This window comes from Pseudomonas allii, assembly GCF_055380095.1.
Window position 1 is genome coordinate 2,411,945 of the sequence record NZ_AP039450.1, and the last position, 19,119, is coordinate 2,431,063.

16 protein-coding genes and 2 pseudogenes are annotated in these 19,119 nt (G+C 61.0%); 6 read left to right on the top strand and 12 right to left on the bottom strand.

What is annotated here, in order from left to right; genetic code table 11:
* Window positions 1-125: 125 nt before the first annotated feature.
* A complete protein-coding gene (locus tag ACZ445_RS11100; RefSeq protein ID WP_058427020.1) occupies window positions 126-1,169 on the bottom strand; it encodes an LLM class flavin-dependent oxidoreductase in 1,044 nt (347 codons plus the stop codon).
* A 344-nt stretch (window positions 1,170-1,513) separates the two neighbouring features.
* Between ACZ445_RS11100 and ACZ445_RS11105 the strand changes: the two are divergent.
* Window positions 1,514-2,446: pseudogene (locus ACZ445_RS11105) on the top strand (cache domain-containing protein); the annotation flags it as partial.
* 261 nt (window positions 2,447-2,707) lie between these two features.
* Window positions 2,708-3,304 (top strand): annotated as a pseudogene (locus ACZ445_RS11110) (methyl-accepting chemotaxis protein); the annotation flags it as partial.
* 42 nt (window positions 3,305-3,346) lie between these two features.
* Here ACZ445_RS11110 and ACZ445_RS11115 read toward each other — a convergent pair.
* The gene (locus ACZ445_RS11115) at window positions 3,347-3,832 is read right to left on the bottom strand and encodes a flavin reductase family protein (RefSeq protein ID WP_058427018.1); all 486 of its coding nucleotides are present in this window, start codon (window positions 3,830-3,832) and stop codon (window positions 3,347-3,349) included.
* Window positions 3,833-4,153: 321 nt separating this feature from the next.
* On the opposite strand from ACZ445_RS11115, the gene ACZ445_RS11120 reads away from it, so the two are divergent.
* The 3 genes from ACZ445_RS11120 to ACZ445_RS11130 all read left to right on the top strand — a co-directional run bounded on the left by ACZ445_RS11120 (window position 4,154) and on the right by ACZ445_RS11130 (window position 9,068).
* Window positions 4,154-5,560: a purine-cytosine permease family protein gene (locus ACZ445_RS11120; protein WP_464708321.1), complete on the top strand. Its 1,407-nt coding sequence runs from the start codon at window positions 4,154-4,156 to the stop codon at window positions 5,558-5,560.
* Between the two features lie 76 nt (window positions 5,561-5,636).
* Window positions 5,637-7,970, top strand: coding sequence for an AAA family ATPase (locus ACZ445_RS11125; protein ID WP_235595011.1), 2,334 nt, complete (start codon window positions 5,637-5,639; stop codon window positions 7,968-7,970).
* 3 nt (window positions 7,971-7,973) lie between these two features.
* The gene (locus ACZ445_RS11130; RefSeq protein ID WP_058427016.1) at window positions 7,974-9,068 is read left to right on the top strand and encodes an HNH endonuclease; all 1,095 of its coding nucleotides are present in this window, start codon (window positions 7,974-7,976) and stop codon (window positions 9,066-9,068) included.
* A 75-nt stretch (window positions 9,069-9,143) separates the two neighbouring features.
* Here the strand turns inward: ACZ445_RS11130 and ACZ445_RS11135 are convergent, their stop codons facing one another.
* From ACZ445_RS11135 to ribBA, 5 genes are all read right to left on the bottom strand, one after another.
* Entirely contained in the window at window positions 9,144-10,298 is a 1,155-nt protein-coding gene (locus tag ACZ445_RS11135) for an ABC transporter ATP-binding protein (RefSeq protein WP_179028303.1), read from the bottom strand.
* Between the two features lie 17 nt (window positions 10,299-10,315).
* A complete protein-coding gene (locus ACZ445_RS11140; RefSeq protein WP_058427014.1) occupies window positions 10,316-11,125 on the bottom strand; it encodes an ABC transporter permease in 810 nt (269 codons plus the stop codon).
* A 6-nt stretch (window positions 11,126-11,131) separates the two neighbouring features.
* On the bottom strand, window positions 11,132-12,049 hold the full coding sequence (locus ACZ445_RS11145; RefSeq protein ID WP_058427013.1) for an ABC transporter permease: 918 nt from the start codon (window positions 12,047-12,049) through the stop codon (window positions 11,132-11,134).
* Window positions 12,046-13,071, bottom strand: a complete 1,026-nt coding sequence (locus ACZ445_RS11150) for an ABC transporter substrate-binding protein (protein ID WP_464708322.1) — start codon at window positions 13,069-13,071, stop codon at window positions 12,046-12,048. Before ACZ445_RS11150 ends, ACZ445_RS11145 begins: the two co-directional genes overlap by 4 nt.
* 166 nt (window positions 13,072-13,237) lie before the next feature.
* Window positions 13,238-14,347, bottom strand: coding sequence for a bifunctional 3,4-dihydroxy-2-butanone-4-phosphate synthase/GTP cyclohydrolase II (ribBA, locus tag ACZ445_RS11155; RefSeq protein WP_058427011.1), 1,110 nt, complete (start codon window positions 14,345-14,347; stop codon window positions 13,238-13,240).
* A 69-nt stretch (window positions 14,348-14,416) separates the two neighbouring features.
* Between ribBA and ACZ445_RS11160 the strand changes: the two genes are divergently transcribed.
* A complete protein-coding gene (locus ACZ445_RS11160; RefSeq protein WP_058427010.1) occupies window positions 14,417-14,710 on the top strand; it encodes a DUF1330 domain-containing protein in 294 nt (97 codons plus the stop codon).
* Window positions 14,711-14,850: 140 nt separating this feature from the next.
* Here ACZ445_RS11160 and ACZ445_RS11165 read toward each other — a convergent pair whose 3' ends face one another.
* The 5 genes from ACZ445_RS11165 to ACZ445_RS11185 form a co-directional block, all read right to left on the bottom strand.
* Window positions 14,851-15,414 carry an NUDIX hydrolase gene (locus ACZ445_RS11165; protein ID WP_464708323.1) on the bottom strand — a complete coding sequence of 188 codons (564 nt, stop codon included), beginning with the start codon at window positions 15,412-15,414 and terminating at the stop codon, window positions 14,851-14,853.
* A gap of 2 nt (window positions 15,415-15,416) precedes the next feature.
* Window positions 15,417-16,169 carry a GntR family transcriptional regulator gene (locus ACZ445_RS11170; protein ID WP_058427008.1) on the bottom strand — a complete coding sequence of 251 codons (753 nt, stop codon included), beginning with the start codon at window positions 16,167-16,169 and terminating at the stop codon, window positions 15,417-15,419.
* A 114-nt stretch (window positions 16,170-16,283) separates the two neighbouring features.
* Window positions 16,284-16,769 (bottom strand): flavin reductase family protein, encoded by a 486-nt coding sequence (locus ACZ445_RS11175; protein ID WP_058427007.1) that lies wholly within the window; start codon window positions 16,767-16,769, stop codon window positions 16,284-16,286.
* Between the two features lie 12 nt (window positions 16,770-16,781).
* On the bottom strand, window positions 16,782-18,263 hold the full coding sequence (locus ACZ445_RS11180) for an aldehyde dehydrogenase (protein WP_464708325.1): 1,482 nt from the start codon (window positions 18,261-18,263) through the stop codon (window positions 16,782-16,784).
* Complete coding sequence (locus ACZ445_RS11185) at window positions 18,260-19,093, bottom strand: alpha/beta fold hydrolase (protein WP_058427005.1); 834 nt, start codon at window positions 19,091-19,093, stop codon at window positions 18,260-18,262. Before ACZ445_RS11185 ends, ACZ445_RS11180 begins: the two co-directional genes overlap by 4 nt.
* Between the last annotated feature and the right edge of the window lie 26 nt (window positions 19,094-19,119).

The window sequence follows — 19,119 nt, forward strand, 5'->3', positions numbered from 1 at the left end:
TTTAGCAAGATAAGTAACCAGTTAGTACATTGTGCGTGGTAATAGACTCTTACGGGGATGGTGATGATCGCGCACAACAAAAAGCCGCTTGCCCGGTGTCAGCGGCAAGCGGCTCTTGTCAGCGATCAACGAAACGCCGGCACGACCTGCTCGATAAACAACGCCAGCGACTTCTTCTTCTCGGCATGGGACAGGCTGTTGTCGCACCAGAAGCTGAACTCATCCACGCCCAGTTCCTGATAGTACTGGATGCGCGGGATGATTTGTGCGGCGGTGCCGATCATTGCGGTCTTGTGCAGGCTCTCCAGTTCGAACTCGGGGCGGCCGGCGAACTTCTCTTCCGGGCTGGGCTCCAGGAAGCCGTTGACCGGCACGCTCTTGTTGCCAAACCAGGCATCGAAGGTGCGATAGAACCGGGAGATGGCCTTGGCCCCGATTTTCCAGCCGTCCGGATCGTCCTCGGCGTGCACGTGGGTGTGGCGCAGCACCATCAGTTGCGGGCGCGGTACGCCTGGGTTGTTGTCCAGGGCAGCCTGGAATTTGTTCTTCAGGTCGAGGACTTCTTCGTCGCCCTTCATCAGCGGCGTGACCATCACGTTGCAACCGTTGGCCACGGCGAAGTTGTGGGAGTCCGGGTCGCGGGCGGCGATCCACATCGGCGGGTTGGGCTGCTGGATCGGCTTGGGCACGCTGGTGGAGGTGGGGAATTTCCAGATGTCGCCGTCATGGGCGTAGTCGCCCTGCCACAGCGCGCGCACCACCGGCACCATCTCGCGCAGGGCCTGGCCGCCGGAGGAGGCGGGCATGCCGCCGGCCATGCGGTCGAATTCCACCTGGTAGGCGCCACGGGCCAGGCCGACTTCCATGCGCCCGTTGCTGATTACATCCAGCAGCGCACATTCACCAGCCACCCGCAGCGGGTGCCAGAACGGCGCGATGATGGTGCCGGCGCCGAGGTGGATGGTGGTGGTCTTGGCTGCGAGGTAAGCCAGCAGCGGCATCGGGCTTGGCGAGATGGTGTATTCCATGGCGTGGTGTTCGCCAATCCACACGGTGCTGAAGCCACCGGCCTCGGCCATCAGGGTCAACTCGGTCAGGTCTTCGAACAACTGGCGGTGGCTGACGCTTTCGTCCCAACGTTCCATGTGTACGAACAGGGAAAACTTCATGACGCTTACCTCGGATCTATTGTGATCGGCCTGTCGACTGCAGGCCCTTAAGTGCTCTCGCCAATCTGAAGCATGCCAGTGATGACGGCTGTTCGGCGGATTGATTGTTGGTATACCATAATACGGAATATCCGCAAAACATTTCTCTCCAACGGTCACACCCTCACCTCACAAGGAAGGCGAGCCTGATGAACATAAAACAAAAATTGATCCTGGCCTTTGCAGTGATCGCCAGCCTGCCGGTGATTCTGGTGGCTGTGCTGATCATCCTCAATGTGCGCCACGCGGCGCGGGACGGCTTTGTCGACAGCAGCGGGCGCGAGATCCGCCAGGTCGACAATGCCATGCAGCTGTTTTTCGAAGGCATCAGCCAGAACGTCGGCTACCTGGCGGCGCACCCGCAATTGCAGGGCATCCATGGCGACCTCAAGCGTTACCTGGCCAGCGACGCCGCGCAACTCGCTCCTGGCGAGCGTGACCAGCAACTGTTCGCGCTGTTCGAAGGGCTGGCCAAGAGTCATTCGGCCTACACCTATTTGTCGCTGGGCACCGAAGACGGCGGCTATGTGTTCTGGCCCGGCGATCCCAAGCTTGCCAGCTACGACCCGCGCACCCGCCCGTGGTACAAGGCGGCCATGGAAGAGCCGGGCAAGACCCGGCGTACCGAGGCCTATTACTGGGCGGCCGACGACGTGGTGCTGGTCAGTACGGTGCAAAGCTTCAACGACCGCCAGGGCAAGGGCAGCGGGGTGGTCAACATCGACGTGTCGCTCAAGCAGCTCACCGATCTGGTCAAGCAGATCAAGCTGGGGGAGAGCGGTTACCTGATGTTGATGGAGGCCAACAACACAGTGTTGGTGGACCCGAATGACCCGTCCCACAACTTCAAGAAACTCGGCGAGTTGGGCGAGGGTTATCGCCAGTTGAGCGAGGCCGGCGAAGGCCTGGTGCAGGTCGAGTTGGCGGGGGAGCGCTACATGGCGCTGGTGTGGCCGTCCAAGGCGTTGGGCTGGCGTTTTGTCGGCGTGGTGCGTGAAAGCGAGGTGATGGTCGGTGCGGCCCGCCTGACCTGGCTGATCGCCGCCATTGCTGTGGTGTGTGGTGTGCTGTTTGCCATGGCGGGCGCGTGGTTTGCCGGATTGATCGTCAAGCCGATTCGCGGCGTGGCCAGCGGCCTGGAAGGTATCGCCCAGGGCGAAGGTGACCTGACCGCACGCCTGACGGTGAGCGGCCGCGATGAAACGGCGCAACTGGCCGGCTGGTTCAACCAGTTCCTGGAAGCGATCCGTACGCTGATCCAACGCATAGGCCAGGCCGCCGGGCAGATCCATACCAGCTCCGGCAGTGCCACTGAGGTCTCGGCGGAAATGGCCGATGTCGCCGAGCGCCAGCGTGAAGCGGTGGACATGGTGTCCACGGCCTTCCATGAAATGGTCGCCACTTCCAACGAAGTCGCGCGCTCCTGCAGCCAGGCCGCCGACTCGGCCGACAACGGCCAGCGCCAGGCCCACACCGGGCAGCAGCAGATCGATGCGGCGGTGAGCAGTGTCGGGCGCTTGAGCGAAGAGATCGGCCACTCTGCCCAGGCCATGGAGCAGTTGGAAAAAGACAGCAACGATATCCAGTCGATCCTCGGCACCATCCGCTCCATCGCCGAGCAGACCAACCTGCTGGCCCTCAACGCCGCCATCGAAGCCGCCCGCGCCGGTGAGCAGGGCCGTGGTTTCGCTGTGGTGGCGGACGAGGTACGTGCCCTGGCCAAGCGCACGGCGGATTCCACCGGCGAGATCGACGGGCTGCTGGGCAACCTGGCGCGGCGCACGCACCAGATGGGCAAGCAGATGCACGCGAGCCTGGAGGTGTCCCAGGAAACTGTGGTGTCGATTAATGAGGCGCGGGCCAGCTTTGGGTTGATCCGTGAATCGGTGGACGTGATCCGCGACATGAACACCCAGATCGCCACCGCCGCTGAAGAGCAGCACCAGGTGGCCGAAGACATCAATCGGCACATCAGCCAGATTCACGGGGATGCGCAGTTGGTGGCGAGCCTGGCTGACTCCACGCGCCAGGATGCGCAGCAGTTGACGACGTTGTCGCAGACGTTGAACCAGTTGGTCAGCCGCTTCCGCACCTGAATTTTGTAGGAGCGAGCTTGCTCGCTCCTACAGAAAGTGCAGTCAGGCCGGCATGGGCAGGGCGCCCATCTTGCCATGGCAATACACCAGTGGCCCGGCGTTCTGCCGGGGTACGATCAGGTTCTTCACCGCGCCGACCATGATTGCGTGGTCACCGCCTTCATATTCGCGCCACAACTCGCACTCGATCACCGCTGTGGCATTCGCCAGGATCGGGTTGCCCAACTCACTCAAGGTCCATTCGATGCCCTGGGCCTTGTCCTTGCCCTTGCGCGCAAAGGCGTAGGCTTCGGTCTGCTGCCCACCGGAGAGCATGTGGATGGCGAAGCGTTTGTTCTTGATTAACACCGGGTACGAGTCGGAGCTGTAGTTGGGGCAAAACAGCACCAGGGCCGGGTCCATCGACAGCGAGCTGAAGGCACTGGCGGTCAGCCCGACGATCTGGCCCTCGTCATCCAGCGTGGTGATCACGGTGACCCCGGACGGAAACGAACCCATCACTTGTTTGTAGATGGCGGCATCGATCATGGGAAGGTCCTCAGACAGTGTGGCGGTTTTTATGGATTTGTAGGTCTGATGGTATACCGTAATACGATGCGTGCAAGATCTTTTTCAGCCACCCGATGAACGCATGCCTTTGGTCATATCACCAATAAATACGGGGTTTTCAGCGAGAAAAAGCCATAAGCCATGTGGCACAATTGCGGATCAGATACGTGCCAGGACTACGGATCAGTCTTGTGAAAATGTTGGAATACCATAATATGGTGTTCATCTGAGGGGCGCCATGAAGCGCCCCCGGTTTGGCGTCAAACAACTATAAGATCAGACCAACGCGAGTTCATTTCCATGCCCCAGATGTCCCGGCAAGACCCCCTGATCGAGCATCACACGGTCGATTACGTCCCTCTCGCAGAGCGCCACGGAAAGGCCCGCGACCTGTTCACCTTATGGTTCAGCACCAACATTGCACCGCTGCCCATTGTCACCGGCGCCATGGTGGCCCAGGTGTTCCATCTCAACCTGGTGTGGGGGCTGCTGGCGATTGCCCTCGGGCATCTGCTCGGCGGCATCGTGATTGCCCTCGCATCCGCCCAGGGCCCGCGCATGGGGATCCCGCAGATGGTGCAGAGCCGGGGCCAGTTCGGCCGCTATGGCGCGCTGTTGATCGTGTTCTTTGCCGCGCTGATCTACATCGGCTTCTTCATTTCCAACATCGTGCTGGCCGGCAAGTCCATCGTCGGCATCGTGCCGTCGGTGCCGGTTCCGGCGAGCATCCTGATCGGTGCGCTCAGCGCCACCGCCATCGGCGTGATCGGCTACCGCTTTATCCATAGCCTCAACCGCATCGGCACCTGGGTGATGGGCAGCGCGCTGCTGGCCGGTTTCATCTACATCTTCGCCCATGACCTGCCGGCGGACTTCCTCACCCGTGGCGGCTTCAATGCCGCTGGCTGGTTGGCCACGGTGTCGCTCGGTGTTATCTGGCAGATCAGTTTTTCGCCCTACACCAGCGACTATTCGCGCTACCTGCCGGCGGATATCGGCATTACCCGGCCGTTCATCGCGACCTACCTGGGCGCGACCCTCGGCACCATGTTGTCCTTCGCCTTCGGCCTGGTGGCGTCACTGGCCACGCCTGAAGGCACCGAAGCCATGGTTGCAGTCAAGCAGGCTACAGGCTGGCTCGGCCCGATCCTGATGGTGCTGTTCCTGCTCAACATCATCAGCCACAACGCCTTGAATCTGTATGGCGCGGTGCTGTCGATCATCACCTCGATCCAGACCTTCGCCAGCCAGTGGACGCCGAGCATCAAGGTGCGCGTGGTGCTGTCCGGCGTGATTCTTGCCGGCTGCTGCGTGGTTGCGCTGGGCGCGTCGGCGGACTTCATCTCGCAGTTCATCGGCCTGATCCTCGCGCTGCTGTTGGTGCTGGTGCCGTGGGCGTCGATCAACCTGATCGACTTCTACATCATCAAGCGCGGGGTGTACGACATTGCCTCGATCTTCCAGGCGGACGGAGGTGTTTATGGGCGCTTCAATCTGCACGCAATCGTGGCGTATTTCATCGGCATCCTCATGCAACTGCCGTTTGCCAATACGTCGCTTTACGTTGGGCCGTGGGCCAACCTGGTGGACGGCGCAGACCTGTCGTGGCTGGTGGGGTTGGTGGTGACGTGTCCGTTGTATTACTGCTTGGCGACGCGCAGTCATACAGCAAACAAGGTACCTGCGCGGCTGAAATACGTGGATTAAGGAAGCCGTTGGGATTTAATTAGTGGCTCAATGATATTAATCTCGCTCTCTTTCGAATGTCTTAAGGAAGAGAGCGATGCAGTTTTTTGAGCGCGGTAATGAGCCGCCACCTAGGTTCTTTAATGGGAAAAGTGCGAGTGATGCACGGCGCAGATTGGTACATTTTTTCAAGCTGGATTCGGTAGAGCGTGCACAAACGCGGCTTTACGATCATGCGCTGGGACTTAAAGACGGCAGTGTATTTGACGGCCTCGGGCGTTTGTTCCGGGGTAAGTGTGCGTTCTGCGAAACCCAGGACTCAACCCTTCCTTATCGTTTTCGACCGCAAGCTTCTGCCACCCCAGAGGGCATTAACGGTCATCTTTATTACACCTGGCTCGCCAACGCCTGGGAGAACATCTATCCGATTTGTCTGCGATGCGTACCACATCAGCCGGAGTATTTTCCTGTGGCTGGTAAGCGCGCTCCGTTGCCGACAATTAAGCAGTTGGAAGAGTATGCCGTGGAAGGCCAGGGGTTATGGCGTCACTATCCAATCGGAGAGGTTGGCCTTTTACTTGACCCGTGTCGCAATGAGCGCTTTTACAATCATTTCTTCGTATCAGTTTATGGAACGCTCATTGATACCAGCGCCCGTGGCGGGTTGACCATCGAGCATTTCAAACTCAATCGCGAAGACTTGGTCAGTGAACGCAACATGGCCTTACGCAAATATCGACTCGCGTTGCTGACGCAAGGTGTCCACGAGCTACGGCACAGTAAGGCCAGTTCTCATCCGTTGTTTGACTTCGCCAACATGGAATTCGGAGGCTTATGGTATTTGCAGTGTCGCCAGATTGTCGGGTATTTATCAAAAGCCCTTCGTCGGGAGTTGCCGCTCTCGCGATCGCAGATGGGAAATACGTTCAGGGCTTTATTCCGCCACGAACGTTTTGATGCTTATCGAGCCCGGTTATTAAACTGGATAGAGGAAAGAGATTTCGGGCGTCTTTCGGGGGGTGGGAAATCGAAGCCAGCCCATCGCGAGGTAGGTCCAACGCCAGCTAACTCTCACCGTGCGGTATACCCTTCGTTACGCTCTATCGAGCTGACCCATTTCAAGGCGATTGATCATCTGAAATTGCAATTGGTACAGCAGCCGCCCGAGTCGATATTGAGCAGTGATCCGGTGCTACCGGCCATGCTTATTCTGGGTGAAAACGCCACAGGGAAAAGCTCCATCCTCGAGGCGACCGCGCTAGCACTATCTGATTTGAAGACCCGTAAATCGGCTTTGCCGAATCTTGGCGAGTTGGTACTCAACCCGAGTTATTTGGGTGTGCCAGAGCAGCTGCCTATGGCGCGCGCGAAAATTTGTCTAGGGTTTGACGAAGGACTGGACACGGTACTTGAAACTGACGGGTCGACCTGGACATCAGGCGTTCGTCATTTGCACCCGCCGGTGTTTGCATACGGAGCTTTTCGTCAATATCAGAAAAACAGCGCGCCTTATAAGCCCGGCCCCGGCATTTCCAATCTTTTTGATTCCGCGCGACCATTACCTGATCCCGAGTCCTGGTTACTTGGCCTTGACGAGAAACAGGACTTTCATATCGTTGCCCGCGCTTTACGCGTCATTATGGCCGTCGATGGTGAGCATGATGTAATTGCGAAATCTGCAGATCACACACGTTGTCTGATCGTTACGCAGCACGGCGGCGTTGAAACAACCACACCCCTGAGCCATGCTTCGTCCGGCTATCGCTCTGTGCTGGCAATGGTCTGCGACATCATGCGCAGGCTGATGGATCGCAGCACTAATCCCCAATACCAGAGCCTGGAAAACGCTCGCGCCATTGTACTGATCGACGAGGTGGAGGCGCACCTGCATCCGCGCTGGAAAATCCAGATTATGAGTGCCTTGCGCAAGGCCTTACCTAAGGTCACCTTCATTGCCACAAGCCATGATCCGCTGTGTGTGCGAGGCATGCACAACGGTGAAGTTGTCGTGATGCATCGCACGGCTAGCGCGATGAACAAGGACGGCGGCAAGCAACTCGCACAGGTCGAGCAATTGCTGGATCTTCCCGACATCACCCAGCTGACTATTGAACAGCTTCTGACTTCGGACTTTTTCAGTCTGGCCTCTACCGATCAGCCACTGATGAATCTGAAACTCGCCCAACTGGCAGACCTGTTAAGCGCGAGCAATAATAACGGTCAGTTGGATCCTGAAGAAAGGCAAGTAGTTGATCTCTTCAAGCAGGAGATCAGTGACGTACTACCAGTGGGGTCTACCGAGGGCCAGCGATTGGTTCAAGAGGCGGTTGCTGAGTTTCTCCAGAAGCGAATCGCGGCGTCGAGGAAGGACCTGCAGGAATTTGAAGCTGCCGCGAAACGTAAGATCCTCGCTGTGCTGGAGGGCTTCTGACCGATGCGCTATGTGGATCGTTCCAAGTTTGAAACTCCGCAGGTAATGAAGGCCGTCCCAGGCCTGCGTGCACCCGCCGACGACGAGTTGGTGAAGGTGGCGGCCTACATCAAGAAAAAGGCAAAGCTCCGGGCCAAGGCAGAGTCGAAAAGAGCCCAAGCGAAGGCGGATGGCAAACGCGCTCCCAATGTAACAGTCACGCTGGAATCGCCTTTCAAACTATACAAGCACGATAGCGTCAGGGCCCGGCTCATCGAAATGTTCCACCGCAAATGCGCCTACTGCGAAAGCTTTTACTACGCGACCTCCGCAATGGAGGTCGAGCACTACCGACCCAAGGAGGCCGTGTTCGGCGATGCAGTGCACCAGGGTTATTGGTGGCTGGGCGTGAGCTGGGATAACCTCCTGCCGAGTTGTATCTACTGTAATCAGCGCAGAACCCAGATCCTCCCCAAAGGTGCTATCGGGCATGTAGGATTATTGGAGGATGCAGGGCGCTTTACACATGAGCGCTCGGTAACAACGGGTAAAGGCACTCATTTTCCCGTGCTGGGACCAAGGGTCACGGACTCTACTGGCGACTATTCGAAGGAGTTGCCACTGTTGTTGAACCCCTGCAAGGACAATCCACAAGACCATCTTGGGTATTGCCTCGAATCCGTTAATACCATTGCACTGATGCTGGCACGACCGGGCGTAGGGGTTATCCCGCCTAACATGGGACTGGACCCGAAAACTCTGGAGGATTTCAAAGACGAACTGGCCCGAACCCTCAAGTTCAACCTCGACTTGAGAGGCTCGGTGTCAATACTGATCTATGGCCTGAACCGCTTGGGACTGGTTCAGGAGAGGACCCGCGTGCTGCGTCAGTTGATGTTCCTTGAGCTCCAGGTTGTAGAGCTAACCGAGTACATCAACAAGTTGGAACTCCGTCCACCGGGTTCGAAATACGCGGCGGAGGACAAAGTGATAGCTCAAGGCTTGGAACAACTGCGCGACCGCACGGTGCAACAAATGAAGTCCATGGCTAAACCCCAGGCGCCATATTCCATGATGGTCCGGGCCTACCTCGAAGACTTCGCCGCCCGCCTGGCGTAAAGGCCGTGTTGTGAACGGGAGGCCTCAGTAAAACTGGCCGCCACAACCCGACGTTGTGGCGGCCCAAGGGGTGACTCAGTGCGCGCCGGCGGCCTTGTTCAGATCGCTTTCAGCCCATTCGGTATACACACACGCATCCGCCGTGGCCCAGCGCACCCGCACCGGGTCGCCGGCCTTGAGCGGCATGCCGGCGGCGGACAGTGCCTTGACTGTCATCGAGGTGCCACCGAGGGTTTTTACGCTGCAGGTCTGGCTTTCGCCGAGGAACAATACCTCGCCGACGATGGCGGACACTTCGTTCCAACCGGCTGCCAAGGGTTCAAGGTCAGCCTGCTCTACGCTCAGCGCCAGGGCCTTTTCCGGGCGCACCATCAGCAGCACATCCTGTTCGCTGCGTAGCCCGCTGGTCAGGCGGATCGACAGCGATTGCCCTTCGAACGACGCCGCCCCATTGCCCTGGGCCTTGAGCTTGAGGAAGTTGGAGTTGCCGAGGAAAGACGCGACAAACGCATTCGGCGGGTTCTGGTACAGGTCGAAACCGCTGCCCAGGCCGACGATCTTGCCGTGGCTGAAAATCGCAATGCGCTGGGACAAACGCATGGCTTCTTCCTGGTCGTGGGTCACGTAGACGATGGTGATGCCCAGGCGCCGGTGCAGCTGGCGCAGTTCGTCTTGCAGGTCCTCACGCAGCTTTTTGTCGAGGGCGCCGAGGGGTTCGTCCATCAGCAGGATGCGCGGTTCGTACACCAGCGCTCGGGCGATGGCCACGCGTTGCTGCTGGCCGCCGGAGAGTTGCGAAGGGCGGCGGTGGGCGAACGGTTCCAGTTGCACCAGCTTGAGCATGGCGTCGACACGCTTTTCACGCTCGGCGCTGGCCAGTTTGCGGATCGCCAGGGGGAAGGCGATGTTGTCGCGCACCGATAAATGCGGGAACAGCGAGTAGCGCTGGAACACCATGCCGATGTCACGCTTGTGCGGCGGCACGTTGACCAGGGATTGGCCGCCCACCAGGATCTCGCCGCTGCTGGGGGTTTCAAACCCGGCGAGCATCGACAGGGTGGTGCTTTTGCCCGAGCCGCTGGAACCGAGGAAGGTGAGGAATTCGCCGTCCTGGATGTCCAGCGAGATGTTGTCCACGGCGGCGAATTCGCCGTAGTACTTGTTCAGGTTGCGCAGGCTGACCAGGGGTTGGCCAGGTTTGCGAGTGGGGTCTTTGATCACGGCACTCATGGGTTAATCCTCGGCGTTCAAGCGCGGGTTTCAGTGCGTCGACGGGCGACGGCGGCAATCACCATGACCAGCACCGACAGGCCGATCAGCAGCGTCGACGCGACGGCGATCACCGGCGTCAGGTCCTGGCGCAGGGTGGTCCACATTTTCACGGGTAGGGTTTGCAGGGTCGGGCTGGCCATCATCACGCTGAGCACCACTTCGTCCCAGGAAACCAGGAAGGCAAACAGTGCACCGGCGACCATGCCGGGGCGGATCGCCGGAAAGGTTACCTTGAACACCGCTTGCAAGCGCGACGCGCCGCAGATCACCGCGGCATCTTCAATCGACTGGTCGAACAGCTTCAGCGAGTTGATGATCGAGATGATGGTGAACGGCAAGGCGACGATCACATGGCTGACCACAAACGCGAACATCGTGCCGGTGTAGCCGAGCTTGAGAAACAGCGCGTACACCGCCACGGCGATGATCACCAGCGGCACGATCATTGGCAGGGTGAACAGGCCGTAGAGCAACTCACGGCCGGGGAAGCGCCCGCGCACCAGGGCAAACGCGGTGGGCAGGCCCAGGGCAACGGCGAATACGGTGGTCAGCATCGCCACCTTGAGACTGGCCATGGCGGCGTTCATCCAGTCGGCATTGGAGAAGAACTGGCCGTACCATTTCAGGGTCCAGCCCGGTGGCGGGAACACCAGCCATTGGGACGAGCCGAACGACAGCAACACGATAAACACGATCGGCAACAGCAGGAACAAGCCGATCAGCCCGGTGGTGGTATAGAGGCCCAAGCGCATCCTGCGGCTCATGGCATTGGGGGTCAGGAGCATGACGGCTTACCTCGCGTTGCTGGCGCCAACCGGGGATTCCGGCTGGAGCTTCAGGTAGAAGTAGAACAGCACCAGCGTGATGAAGATCAGCAGCGCCGCGCCGGCACTGGCCAGGCCCCAATTGAGGAACGATTGCACCTGCTGGATGATGAACTCGGGCAGCATCATGTTCTGCGCACCGCCGAGCAACGCCGGGGTGACGTAGTAACCCAGGGACATCACGAACACCATCAAGCCACCGGAAAACAGCCCCGGCCGGCACAGCGGCAGGAACACCCGGAAGAAGTTGGTCCAGGGGCTCGCGCCGCAGATCGAGCCGGCCTGCAGGATCATCGGGTCGATGGCCTGCATGGTCGCCTGCAACGGCAGCACGATGAACGGAATCATGATGTAGCTCATGCCGATCACCACGCCGGTGAGGTTGTGCACCATCTCCAACGGCTGATCGATGATGCCCATGGCCATCAGCGCCTTGTTGATTACGCCGGAGGCCTGCAACAGCACCAGCCAGGAATAGGTGCGGGCAAGCAGGCTGGTCCACATCGACAGCAGTACGATACTCAGGATCCAACGGCCCCAGCCACGCGGCACCAGGGTGATCGCCCAGGCCAGCGGGAAGCCCAGCAACAGACTGAACAGCGTCACCAGGCCGGCAACGGAAAACGTATTGAGCAACACCCGCGCATAGGCCGAGTTGGCGAACAGTTGCTCATAGTTGCCCAGGCCTGGCACCGGCTCCAGAACCCCGCGCAGCAACAGGCCGATCAGCGGAGCGAGGAAGAACAGCCCCAGGAACAGCAGGGCCGGGATCAGGTTGCTCGACCCCCGCCAGCGTTGCGCCAGGGACGGTGCCCCGGCGTTGCGGGAAACCGCGCCAGCAGCGCCGAGGGCGCTCCCGGTCGGCGTGGTTGCCGCCATTTTCATTTGACTAGCCATTCATTCCACCGTGTCGCAATGGCCGGGCCGTTCTTGGCCCAGTAGGCGAAATCGAGGGTGATCTGGTCCTTGGCATACGCCGTCGGCAGGTTGGGCGCAAGGACCGAATCCAGGCGCTGTACGCTGTCGATGTTCACCGGTGCATAAGCGGTCAGGTTGGAGAAGTCGGCCTGGCCCTTGGCGCTGCTGGCACTGGCCAGGAACTTCATTGCGGCGGCCTTGTTCTTGGTGCCTTTGGGCACGACCAGGATGTCGGCCATTACCAGGTTCTGTTTCCAGCTCACGCCCACCGGTGCGCCGTCTTCCTGCAAGGCGTGGATGCGGCCGTTCCAGAACTGGCCCATGCTGACTTCGCCGGAGGCCAGCAACTGTTGCGATTGCGCGCCGCCGCCCCACCAGACGATGTCTTGCTTGATGGTGTCGAGTTTCTTGAAGGCGCGGTCCAGGTCCAGCGGGTAGAGCTTGTCGGCGGGGACGCCGTCAGCCAGCAGCGCCAGTTCGAGGACGCCGGGGCTTGGCCATTTGTAGAGGGCGCGTTTGCCGGGGTAGGCCTTGGTGTCGAACAGCGCGGACCAGTCCTGTGGCTTGCCGGCGCCGAGCTTGCCTTCGTTGTAGCCGAGTACGAAGGAGAAGAAGAACGAGCCGACGCCATGGTCGGAGACGAAGCGCGGGTCGATCTTGTCGCGCTGGATCACCGAGAAATCCAGGGGTTCGAGCAGCCCTTCGGCGGCGGCGCGCAAGGCAAAATCGGCCTCCACATCCACCACGTCCCACTGCACGTTGCCGCTCTCGACCATGGCCTTGAGTTTGCCGTAGTCAGTGGGGCCATCCTGGACCACGGTGATACCGCTGGCTTTGCTGAACGGGTCGGCCCAGGCCTGCTTCTGTGCGTCCTGGGTGCTGCCACCCCAACTGACGAAGTTGACGCTTTCGGCCGCCATGGCGGCATGGCTGGCGGTGGCCAGCAAACCCGCGAACAGGACTGCGCTGATACGTGTGTTCAACACCATTTTTACGCCCTCATTGTTGTGTTTATGAGCGGGGCTTTTGAGTGCCCGCCTATCGGGAGCAGTCGGTGTGGATGACCTTTGGAGGGTCATCCAACCTATGGAATATCATATTATGGTATTCCAAAATTTGCGCAAGCATTTTGCCATACCGGCCATCTGGCCAAGGTCATTCAACGAATGGAATACTCTCCACCACTTCCAGGTCGTAGCCGGTCAAGCCCGCGTATTTCAGTGGTGGGCCGAGGTGGCGCAGCAGGCCCACGCCGAGGTCCTGGAGAATTTGTGCACCGGTGCCCACTTCCGAGTAAATCCGCGACTGCGAGCGATTGAATTGGCGCGGTGCCTGGGTCAGTTGCGGCACGCGCTCCAGCAGCGCCTGGGACGACTCATGATTGGCCAGCACCACCACCACGCCGCTGCCTTCAGCCGCGACGCGTTGCAAGGCAGCCCACAAGGTCCAGTTGGACGGGCCGCTGTAGTCGGCGCCGACCAGGTCGCGCAGCGGGTCGATCACATGCACGCGCACCAGTGCCGGCGTATCGCGGCGCAGCTGGCCCATGACCATCGCCATGTGCACGCCGCCGTCGATGCGGTCTTCGAAGGTAATCAGGCGGAAGGTGCCGTGCACCGTGGGCAGGTCGCGTTCGCCGATACGCACCACGGTGCGTTCGGTGCTGAGGCGGTAGTGGATCAGGTCGGCGATGGTGCCGATCTTGATGCCGTGCTTGCGTGCAAACACTTCCAGGTCCGGGCGGCGCGCCATGGTGCCGTCATCATTCATCACCTCGACGATCACCGAGGCCGGGGTGTGCCCGGCCAGGCGCGCCAGGTCGCAACCGGCTTCGGTGTGGCCGGCGCGGGTCAGCACGCCGCCGTCCTTGGCGCGCAACGGGAAAATATGCCCCGGTTGCACGATATCGGCAGGGCCGGCGTCGAGTGCCACGGCGGCCGCCACCGTGCGCGCACGGTCGGCGGCAGAGATCCCGGTGGTCACGCCGGTGGCGGCTTCGATGGACACGGTGAACGCGGTGCTGAACACGCTGCCATTGCTCGGCACCATCTGTTCCAGGCCCAGGCGCTGGCAATGTTCGTCGGTCAGGGTCAGGCAGATCAGGCCACGGGCTTCGCGGGCCATGAAACTGATAGTCTCGGCGGTGCAGCACGCCGCAGGCAGCAGCAGGTCGCCTTCGTTTTCCCGATCTTCGTCGTCCACCAGGAGCACCATCTTGCCCTGGCGATAGTCTTCGATGATATCTGCGATGCTGTTGAAGGACATGGAGGATGCTCGGTTTGTTGGTTGTATGTATTATGGTATACCACAAAAACTCAAGAAGAGGATGTCGCGATGAAGGCCTACTGGATTGCCCACGTGGATGTGGCGGATGCCGAGCAATACACGCAATACACCAGCCGTGCGCCGGCGGCGTTTGCGCTGTATGGGGGGAAGATTCTGGCCCGGGGCGGGCGTAGTGTTGTGCTGGAAGGTGGGCCTGGAGCACCGCGTAATGTGGTGATTGAGTTTGATAGCTACGAGCAGGCGGTGGCGTGTTATGAGTCTGCTGAATATCAGGAGGCGAAGGCGCACCGTGAAGGGGCGGGGTTGGCGCAGATCATCATCGTTGAAGGGCTGGCACCCTAGATGATCAGGCCAGACATTGGGTTAAATGTGGGAGGGGGCTTGCCCCCGATAACAGTGTGTCAGCCACTGGATAAGGTGACTGAACCACCGCCATCGGGGGCAAGCCCCCTCCCACATTGGAGCCCTGTTTGGTCGAGAGGTCAGCGGATGAAGTGGATCTTGCCGCTGTCATCATTGCCGATATAGATGCCATACACCCCAGCGTGCCGCTCCTCGATATACCGCTCAAGAATCTGCCGAATCGCCGGATAGTAAATGCTGTCCCAGGGAATCTCCTCAGGCGCAAAGAACTTATAGTCCAGCGTCTCCGGCCCGAACGCCCCGGTAATCTCCAGCGCAATCGCGCGGAAGATGATGTACACCTCGCTGATCCTGGGCACGCTGAAGATCGAGTAGGGCGACACAATCTCGGCCCGCACGCCGCTTTCTTCCCAGACTTCCCGCAGCGCCGCCTGTTCGGTGGTCTCGCCACCTTCCATGAAACCGGCCGGCAGGGTCCAGGTGCCCGGGCGAGGCGGGATTGCCCGTTGGCACAACAGGTACTTGCCGTCCTGCTCGATGATGCAGCCGGCGATGATCTTGGGGTTGATGTAGTGGATATAGCCGCAGCCCCGGCACATCAGGCGCTCATGGGTATCGCCCGGTGGCAGCTGGTGACCGAGGTCACTGCTGCCGCAGGTCGGGCAAAAGCGCGGGCTGGGCATGGTCAGTGGCCTATGCGCGGTTCTTTGATGGCGATGGGCAGGGTGATCTCGGGCAGCTTGCCGGTCTCTTCCTGTTTGCGCTTGAGGTAGTCCAGGGCCACGGCGGCGGCGGCGCGCACGTGATCGACGCAGGCCTGGTGCGCGGCAAGCGGGTCGCCACTCTTGATCGCCTGGACCATGCGCTCCATTTCCTGGTTACTGCTGGCGCGGCGGTTTTCCTGGGACACCGAGGTGGCGCGCAGGTAGCTGATACGCGCCTGCAACTGGCGTAACTGGGTGGCCGCGACATGGTTGCCGGAGCCTTCCAGCAACACATCGTAGAACCCTTGCACCGAATCGATGACCTGTTGCAGTTCACCGTCCTTGAGGGCCTTGCGGTTCTCCTCCAGGGCTTTTTCCAGGGCCTTGATGTCCTTGGCCTTGGCGCGCAGGGTGAACAGCTGCACGATCAGGCCTTCGAGCACGCAACGCAGTTCATAGATGTCGACCGCATCGGCCAGGGTGATGATCGCCACCTGCGGGCCCTTGGCGTCGGCGAATTCCACCAGGCCTTCGGACTCCAGGTGACGCAAGGCTTCGCGCACCGACGTGCGGCTGACGCCGAGGCGGTCGCACAGGTCGCGCTCCACCAGGCGGTCGCCCGGCAACAGCTGGAAGTTCATGATCGCGCTGCGCAGTTTCTCCAGCACGATTTCCCGCAGGGTGACCGGGTTGTGATTGACCTTGAAGCTGTCGTCGAGTGGCAGGCGTTTCATGGGGGCTGCTCTGTATGTAACGGTTAACAGGGGGCCGATCAGGGGCCGAAATTGTCGGCGAGTTTATCACGCGGTGTCCTTTAAGCGACAAACCCTCACGGCCCCCAGCCTGCCTCAGGCCAAGGCCGGCAATGGCCCCAGCTTGCCCTTGTGGTAGATCATCGGCGTGACCGGTTGTGCGGGCAGGATCAGGTTCTTCACCGCACCGACGATGATCGCATGGTCACCGCCGTCGTATTCGCGCCACAACTCGCACTCGATGATCGCCGTGGCCTTGGCCAGCAGCGGGTTGCCCAGGTCGCTGAGGTGCCACTCGATGCCCTTGGCCTTTTCCTTGCCCTTGCCGGCAAAGGCGTAGGCTTCGGCGGTCTGGTCGGCGGACAGCAGGTGAATCGCAAAACGCTTGCTGTCGCGCAGGATCGGGTAAGTGTCCGAGGCATAGTTGGGGCAGAACAGCACCAGCGCCGGGTCAATCGACAGCGCGCTGAACGCGCTGGCGGTGATGCCGACGATGCCGCCGTCCGGGTCGAGGGTGGTGACCACCGTGACGCCGGACGGGAAGGAGCTCATGACGTCTTTGTAAATGCCGGGTTCGATCATGGTCGGGGTCTCTTAGCGCATCACAAAAGGATCAGGCATGGGCGCCTGGGACAGGTTGATCCACACGGTTTTCAGCTCGGTGTAGGCCAGTACTGAGTCAATGCCGCTCTCGCGTCCGTAGCCGCTGTTCTTGAAGCCGCCGATGGGCGCCATCGCGGACACGGCACGGTAGGTGTTGACCCAGATGATCCCCGAGCGCACGTCCCGGGCCAGGCGATGGGCGCGGCCGAGGTCGCGGGTCCAGATGCCGGCGGCGAGGCCGAACTGCGAGTCGTTGGCAATGGCCAGCGCTTCGGCTTCATCCTTGAAGCGGATCACCGAGGCGACCGGGCCGAACACTTCTTCCTGCATGATCTTCATCGAATTGCGGTCGCATTCGAACAGCGTCGGCTCGTAGAACCAGCCATCGCCCAGGCCCTGTGGGCGCTTGCCGCCGGTGCGCAGGCGCGCGCCTTCGGCAATCGCGTCCGCCACCAGGCCTTCGACCACAGCCAGTTGCTGCGCGGTGGCCATGGGCCCCATTTCGCTGGCGTCATCCTGCGGGTTGCCGATGCGGATGCGCTGGGCACGTGCCACCAGGCGCTCGACGAATTCGTCGTAGATGTCGTCCTGTACCAACAGGCGTGAGCCCGATACGCAACTCTGCCCGGACGCGGCATAAATACCGGCAATCGCGCCGTTGATGGCGCTGTCCAGGTCCGCATCGGCAAAGATGATGTTCGGCGACTTGCCGCCCAGTTCCAGGGACAGCTTGGCGAAGTTCTCCGCGCTGCTGCGCACCACATGGCGCGCCGTGGCCGCGCCGCCGGTGAAGGCGATCTTGCGCACCAGCGGGTGGCGGGTGAGGGCGGCGCCGGTGCTCGGGCCGTAGCCGGTGACCACGTTAACCACGCCCGCCGGGATACCGGCTTCGAGGGACAGGCGCGCCAGTTCGAGGATGGTCGTCGAGGCGTGTTCCGACGGTTTGATCACGATGGTATTGCCCGCCGCCAGTGCCGGCGCGAGTTTGATCGCAGTCAGGTACAGCGGGCTGTTCCACGGAATGATCGCGGCGACCACGCCCATGGCTTCGTGCACGGTGTAGGCGAACAGGTCCGGCTTGTCCAGCGGCAGCGTGCCGCCTTCGAGCTTGTCGGCCAGGCCTGCGGTGTAGTGGAAAAACTCGGGCAGGTAGCTGACCTGGCCACGGGTTTCGCGGATCAGCTTGCCGTTGTCGCGGCTTTCCAACTGGGCCAGTTGTTCCTTGTTCTCGGCGATCAGGTCGCCCAGGCGCCGCAGCAGCTTGCCCCGTGCGGTGGCGGTGAGGCCGCGCCAGGCCGGGCTGTCGAAGGCGGTTTGTGCGGCCTGTACGGCGCGCTCCACATCCGCTTCGTCGGCGTCAGGCAGTTGCGCCCAGGGTTCGGCCAGGGCCGGGTTGAGGCTGTCGAAAGTTTTGCCGGACAGGGCATCGACCCATTCACCGCCGATGCACATCTGGAAGCGTGCGAGTGTCATGCAACGATCCCCTTTATTGGATTGTTTTGGGCGTACACGGTCTCTAGAAAACCCAGCAGCAACTGGTTGACCAGGCGCGGCGATTCTACCGGCATCATATGCCGTTGTTCGGCCAGCACCGCAACGGTGGCGCCGGGAATGCGGTCGGCCAGTTGGCGCGCCATCTCCGGCGTCGAACCGGGGTCGAGTTCGCCGGTGGCGACCAGGGTGGGGGCGCGCAGCGTCTTGAGGTCGTCGGCGCGGTACATGTCCTGGGTGGCAAACAGCTCATACGTGGTGAGGTAACCCTGGGGATCATTGCCCGCCAGGGTTTCGCGCAAGGCCGCGATCTGCGCCGGATTGGCCGCCTGGTACTCGCGGCTGAACCAGCGTGACAGCGCCGCCTCGGCGTTGGCGTCCGGCCCGTGTTCGGCGGCCTGGGCGGTGCGCGCGATCACGCCAGCGCGCTGTTCCGGGCTGCGGTTGAACACACTGTTGAGCACCACCAGGCCCTTGAGGCGCTCGGGGTAGTGCAGAGCAAACGCCCGGGCAACCAGACCGCCCATGGAAAAACCGATCACCGTGGCCTGGGGCACTTGCAGGTGGTCGAGCAGTTCCAGCAGCTGGTCGGCATACCCCAGCAACGGCGTGCCGGCAGCCGGGCGCGGGCTGGCGCCGTGGCCGAGCATGTCGTAGGTGATCACGCGGTAGTGCGTGGCCAGGCCAACGATTTGCCCGCCCCACATTTCTTTGTTCAGGCCCACGCCGTGGATCAAAACCACGGGCTGGCCTTGGCCGGTCGCCAGGTAACTGGTGCCAGCCGGGGTGCGTTCAGCGGTGAGCCGAATCATGGAGCGCTCCTGCATGCCTTTTCTTA

Bases quoted from the DNA above. Each gene is read 5' to 3' on its own strand.
- ACZ445_RS11135 (WP_179028303.1), bottom strand. From the start codon at position 10,298: ATGAGTGCCGTGATCAAAGACCCCACTCGCAAACCTGGCCAACCCCTG.
- ACZ445_RS11160 (WP_058427010.1), top strand. From the start codon at position 14,417: ATGAAGGCCTACTGGATTGCCCACGTGGATGTGGCGGATGCCGAGCAA.
- ACZ445_RS11120 (WP_464708321.1), top strand. From the start codon at position 4,154: ATGCCCCAGATGTCCCGGCAAGACCCCCTGATCGAGCATCACACGGTC.
- ACZ445_RS11175 (WP_058427007.1), bottom strand. From the start codon at position 16,769: ATGATCGAACCCGGCATTTACAAAGACGTCATGAGCTCCTTCCCGTCC.
- ACZ445_RS11150 (WP_464708322.1), bottom strand. From the start codon at position 13,071: ATGGTGTTGAACACACGTATCAGCGCAGTCCTGTTCGCGGGTTTGCTG.
- ACZ445_RS11100 (WP_058427020.1), bottom strand. From the start codon at position 1,169: ATGAAGTTTTCCCTGTTCGTACACATGGAACGTTGGGACGAAAGCGTC.
- ACZ445_RS11185 (WP_058427005.1), bottom strand. From the start codon at position 19,093: ATGATTCGGCTCACCGCTGAACGCACCCCGGCTGGCACCAGTTACCTG.
- ACZ445_RS11145 (WP_058427013.1), bottom strand. From the start codon at position 12,049: ATGAAAATGGCGGCAACCACGCCGACCGGGAGCGCCCTCGGCGCTGCT.
- ACZ445_RS11140 (WP_058427014.1), bottom strand. From the start codon at position 11,125: ATGCTCCTGACCCCCAATGCCATGAGCCGCAGGATGCGCTTGGGCCTC.
- ribBA (WP_058427011.1), bottom strand. From the start codon at position 14,347: ATGTCCTTCAACAGCATCGCAGATATCATCGAAGACTATCGCCAGGGC.
- ACZ445_RS11170 (WP_058427008.1), bottom strand. From the start codon at position 16,169: ATGAAACGCCTGCCACTCGACGACAGCTTCAAGGTCAATCACAACCCG.
- ACZ445_RS11125 (WP_235595011.1), top strand. From the start codon at position 5,637: ATGCAGTTTTTTGAGCGCGGTAATGAGCCGCCACCTAGGTTCTTTAAT.
- ACZ445_RS11165 (WP_464708323.1), bottom strand. From the start codon at position 15,414: ATGCCCAGCCCGCGCTTTTGCCCGACCTGCGGCAGCAGTGACCTCGGT.
- ACZ445_RS11115 (WP_058427018.1), bottom strand. From the start codon at position 3,832: ATGATCGATGCCGCCATCTACAAACAAGTGATGGGTTCGTTTCCGTCC.
- ACZ445_RS11180 (WP_464708325.1), bottom strand. From the start codon at position 18,263: ATGACACTCGCACGCTTCCAGATGTGCATCGGCGGTGAATGGGTCGAT.
- ACZ445_RS11130 (WP_058427016.1), top strand. From the start codon at position 7,974: ATGCGCTATGTGGATCGTTCCAAGTTTGAAACTCCGCAGGTAATGAAG.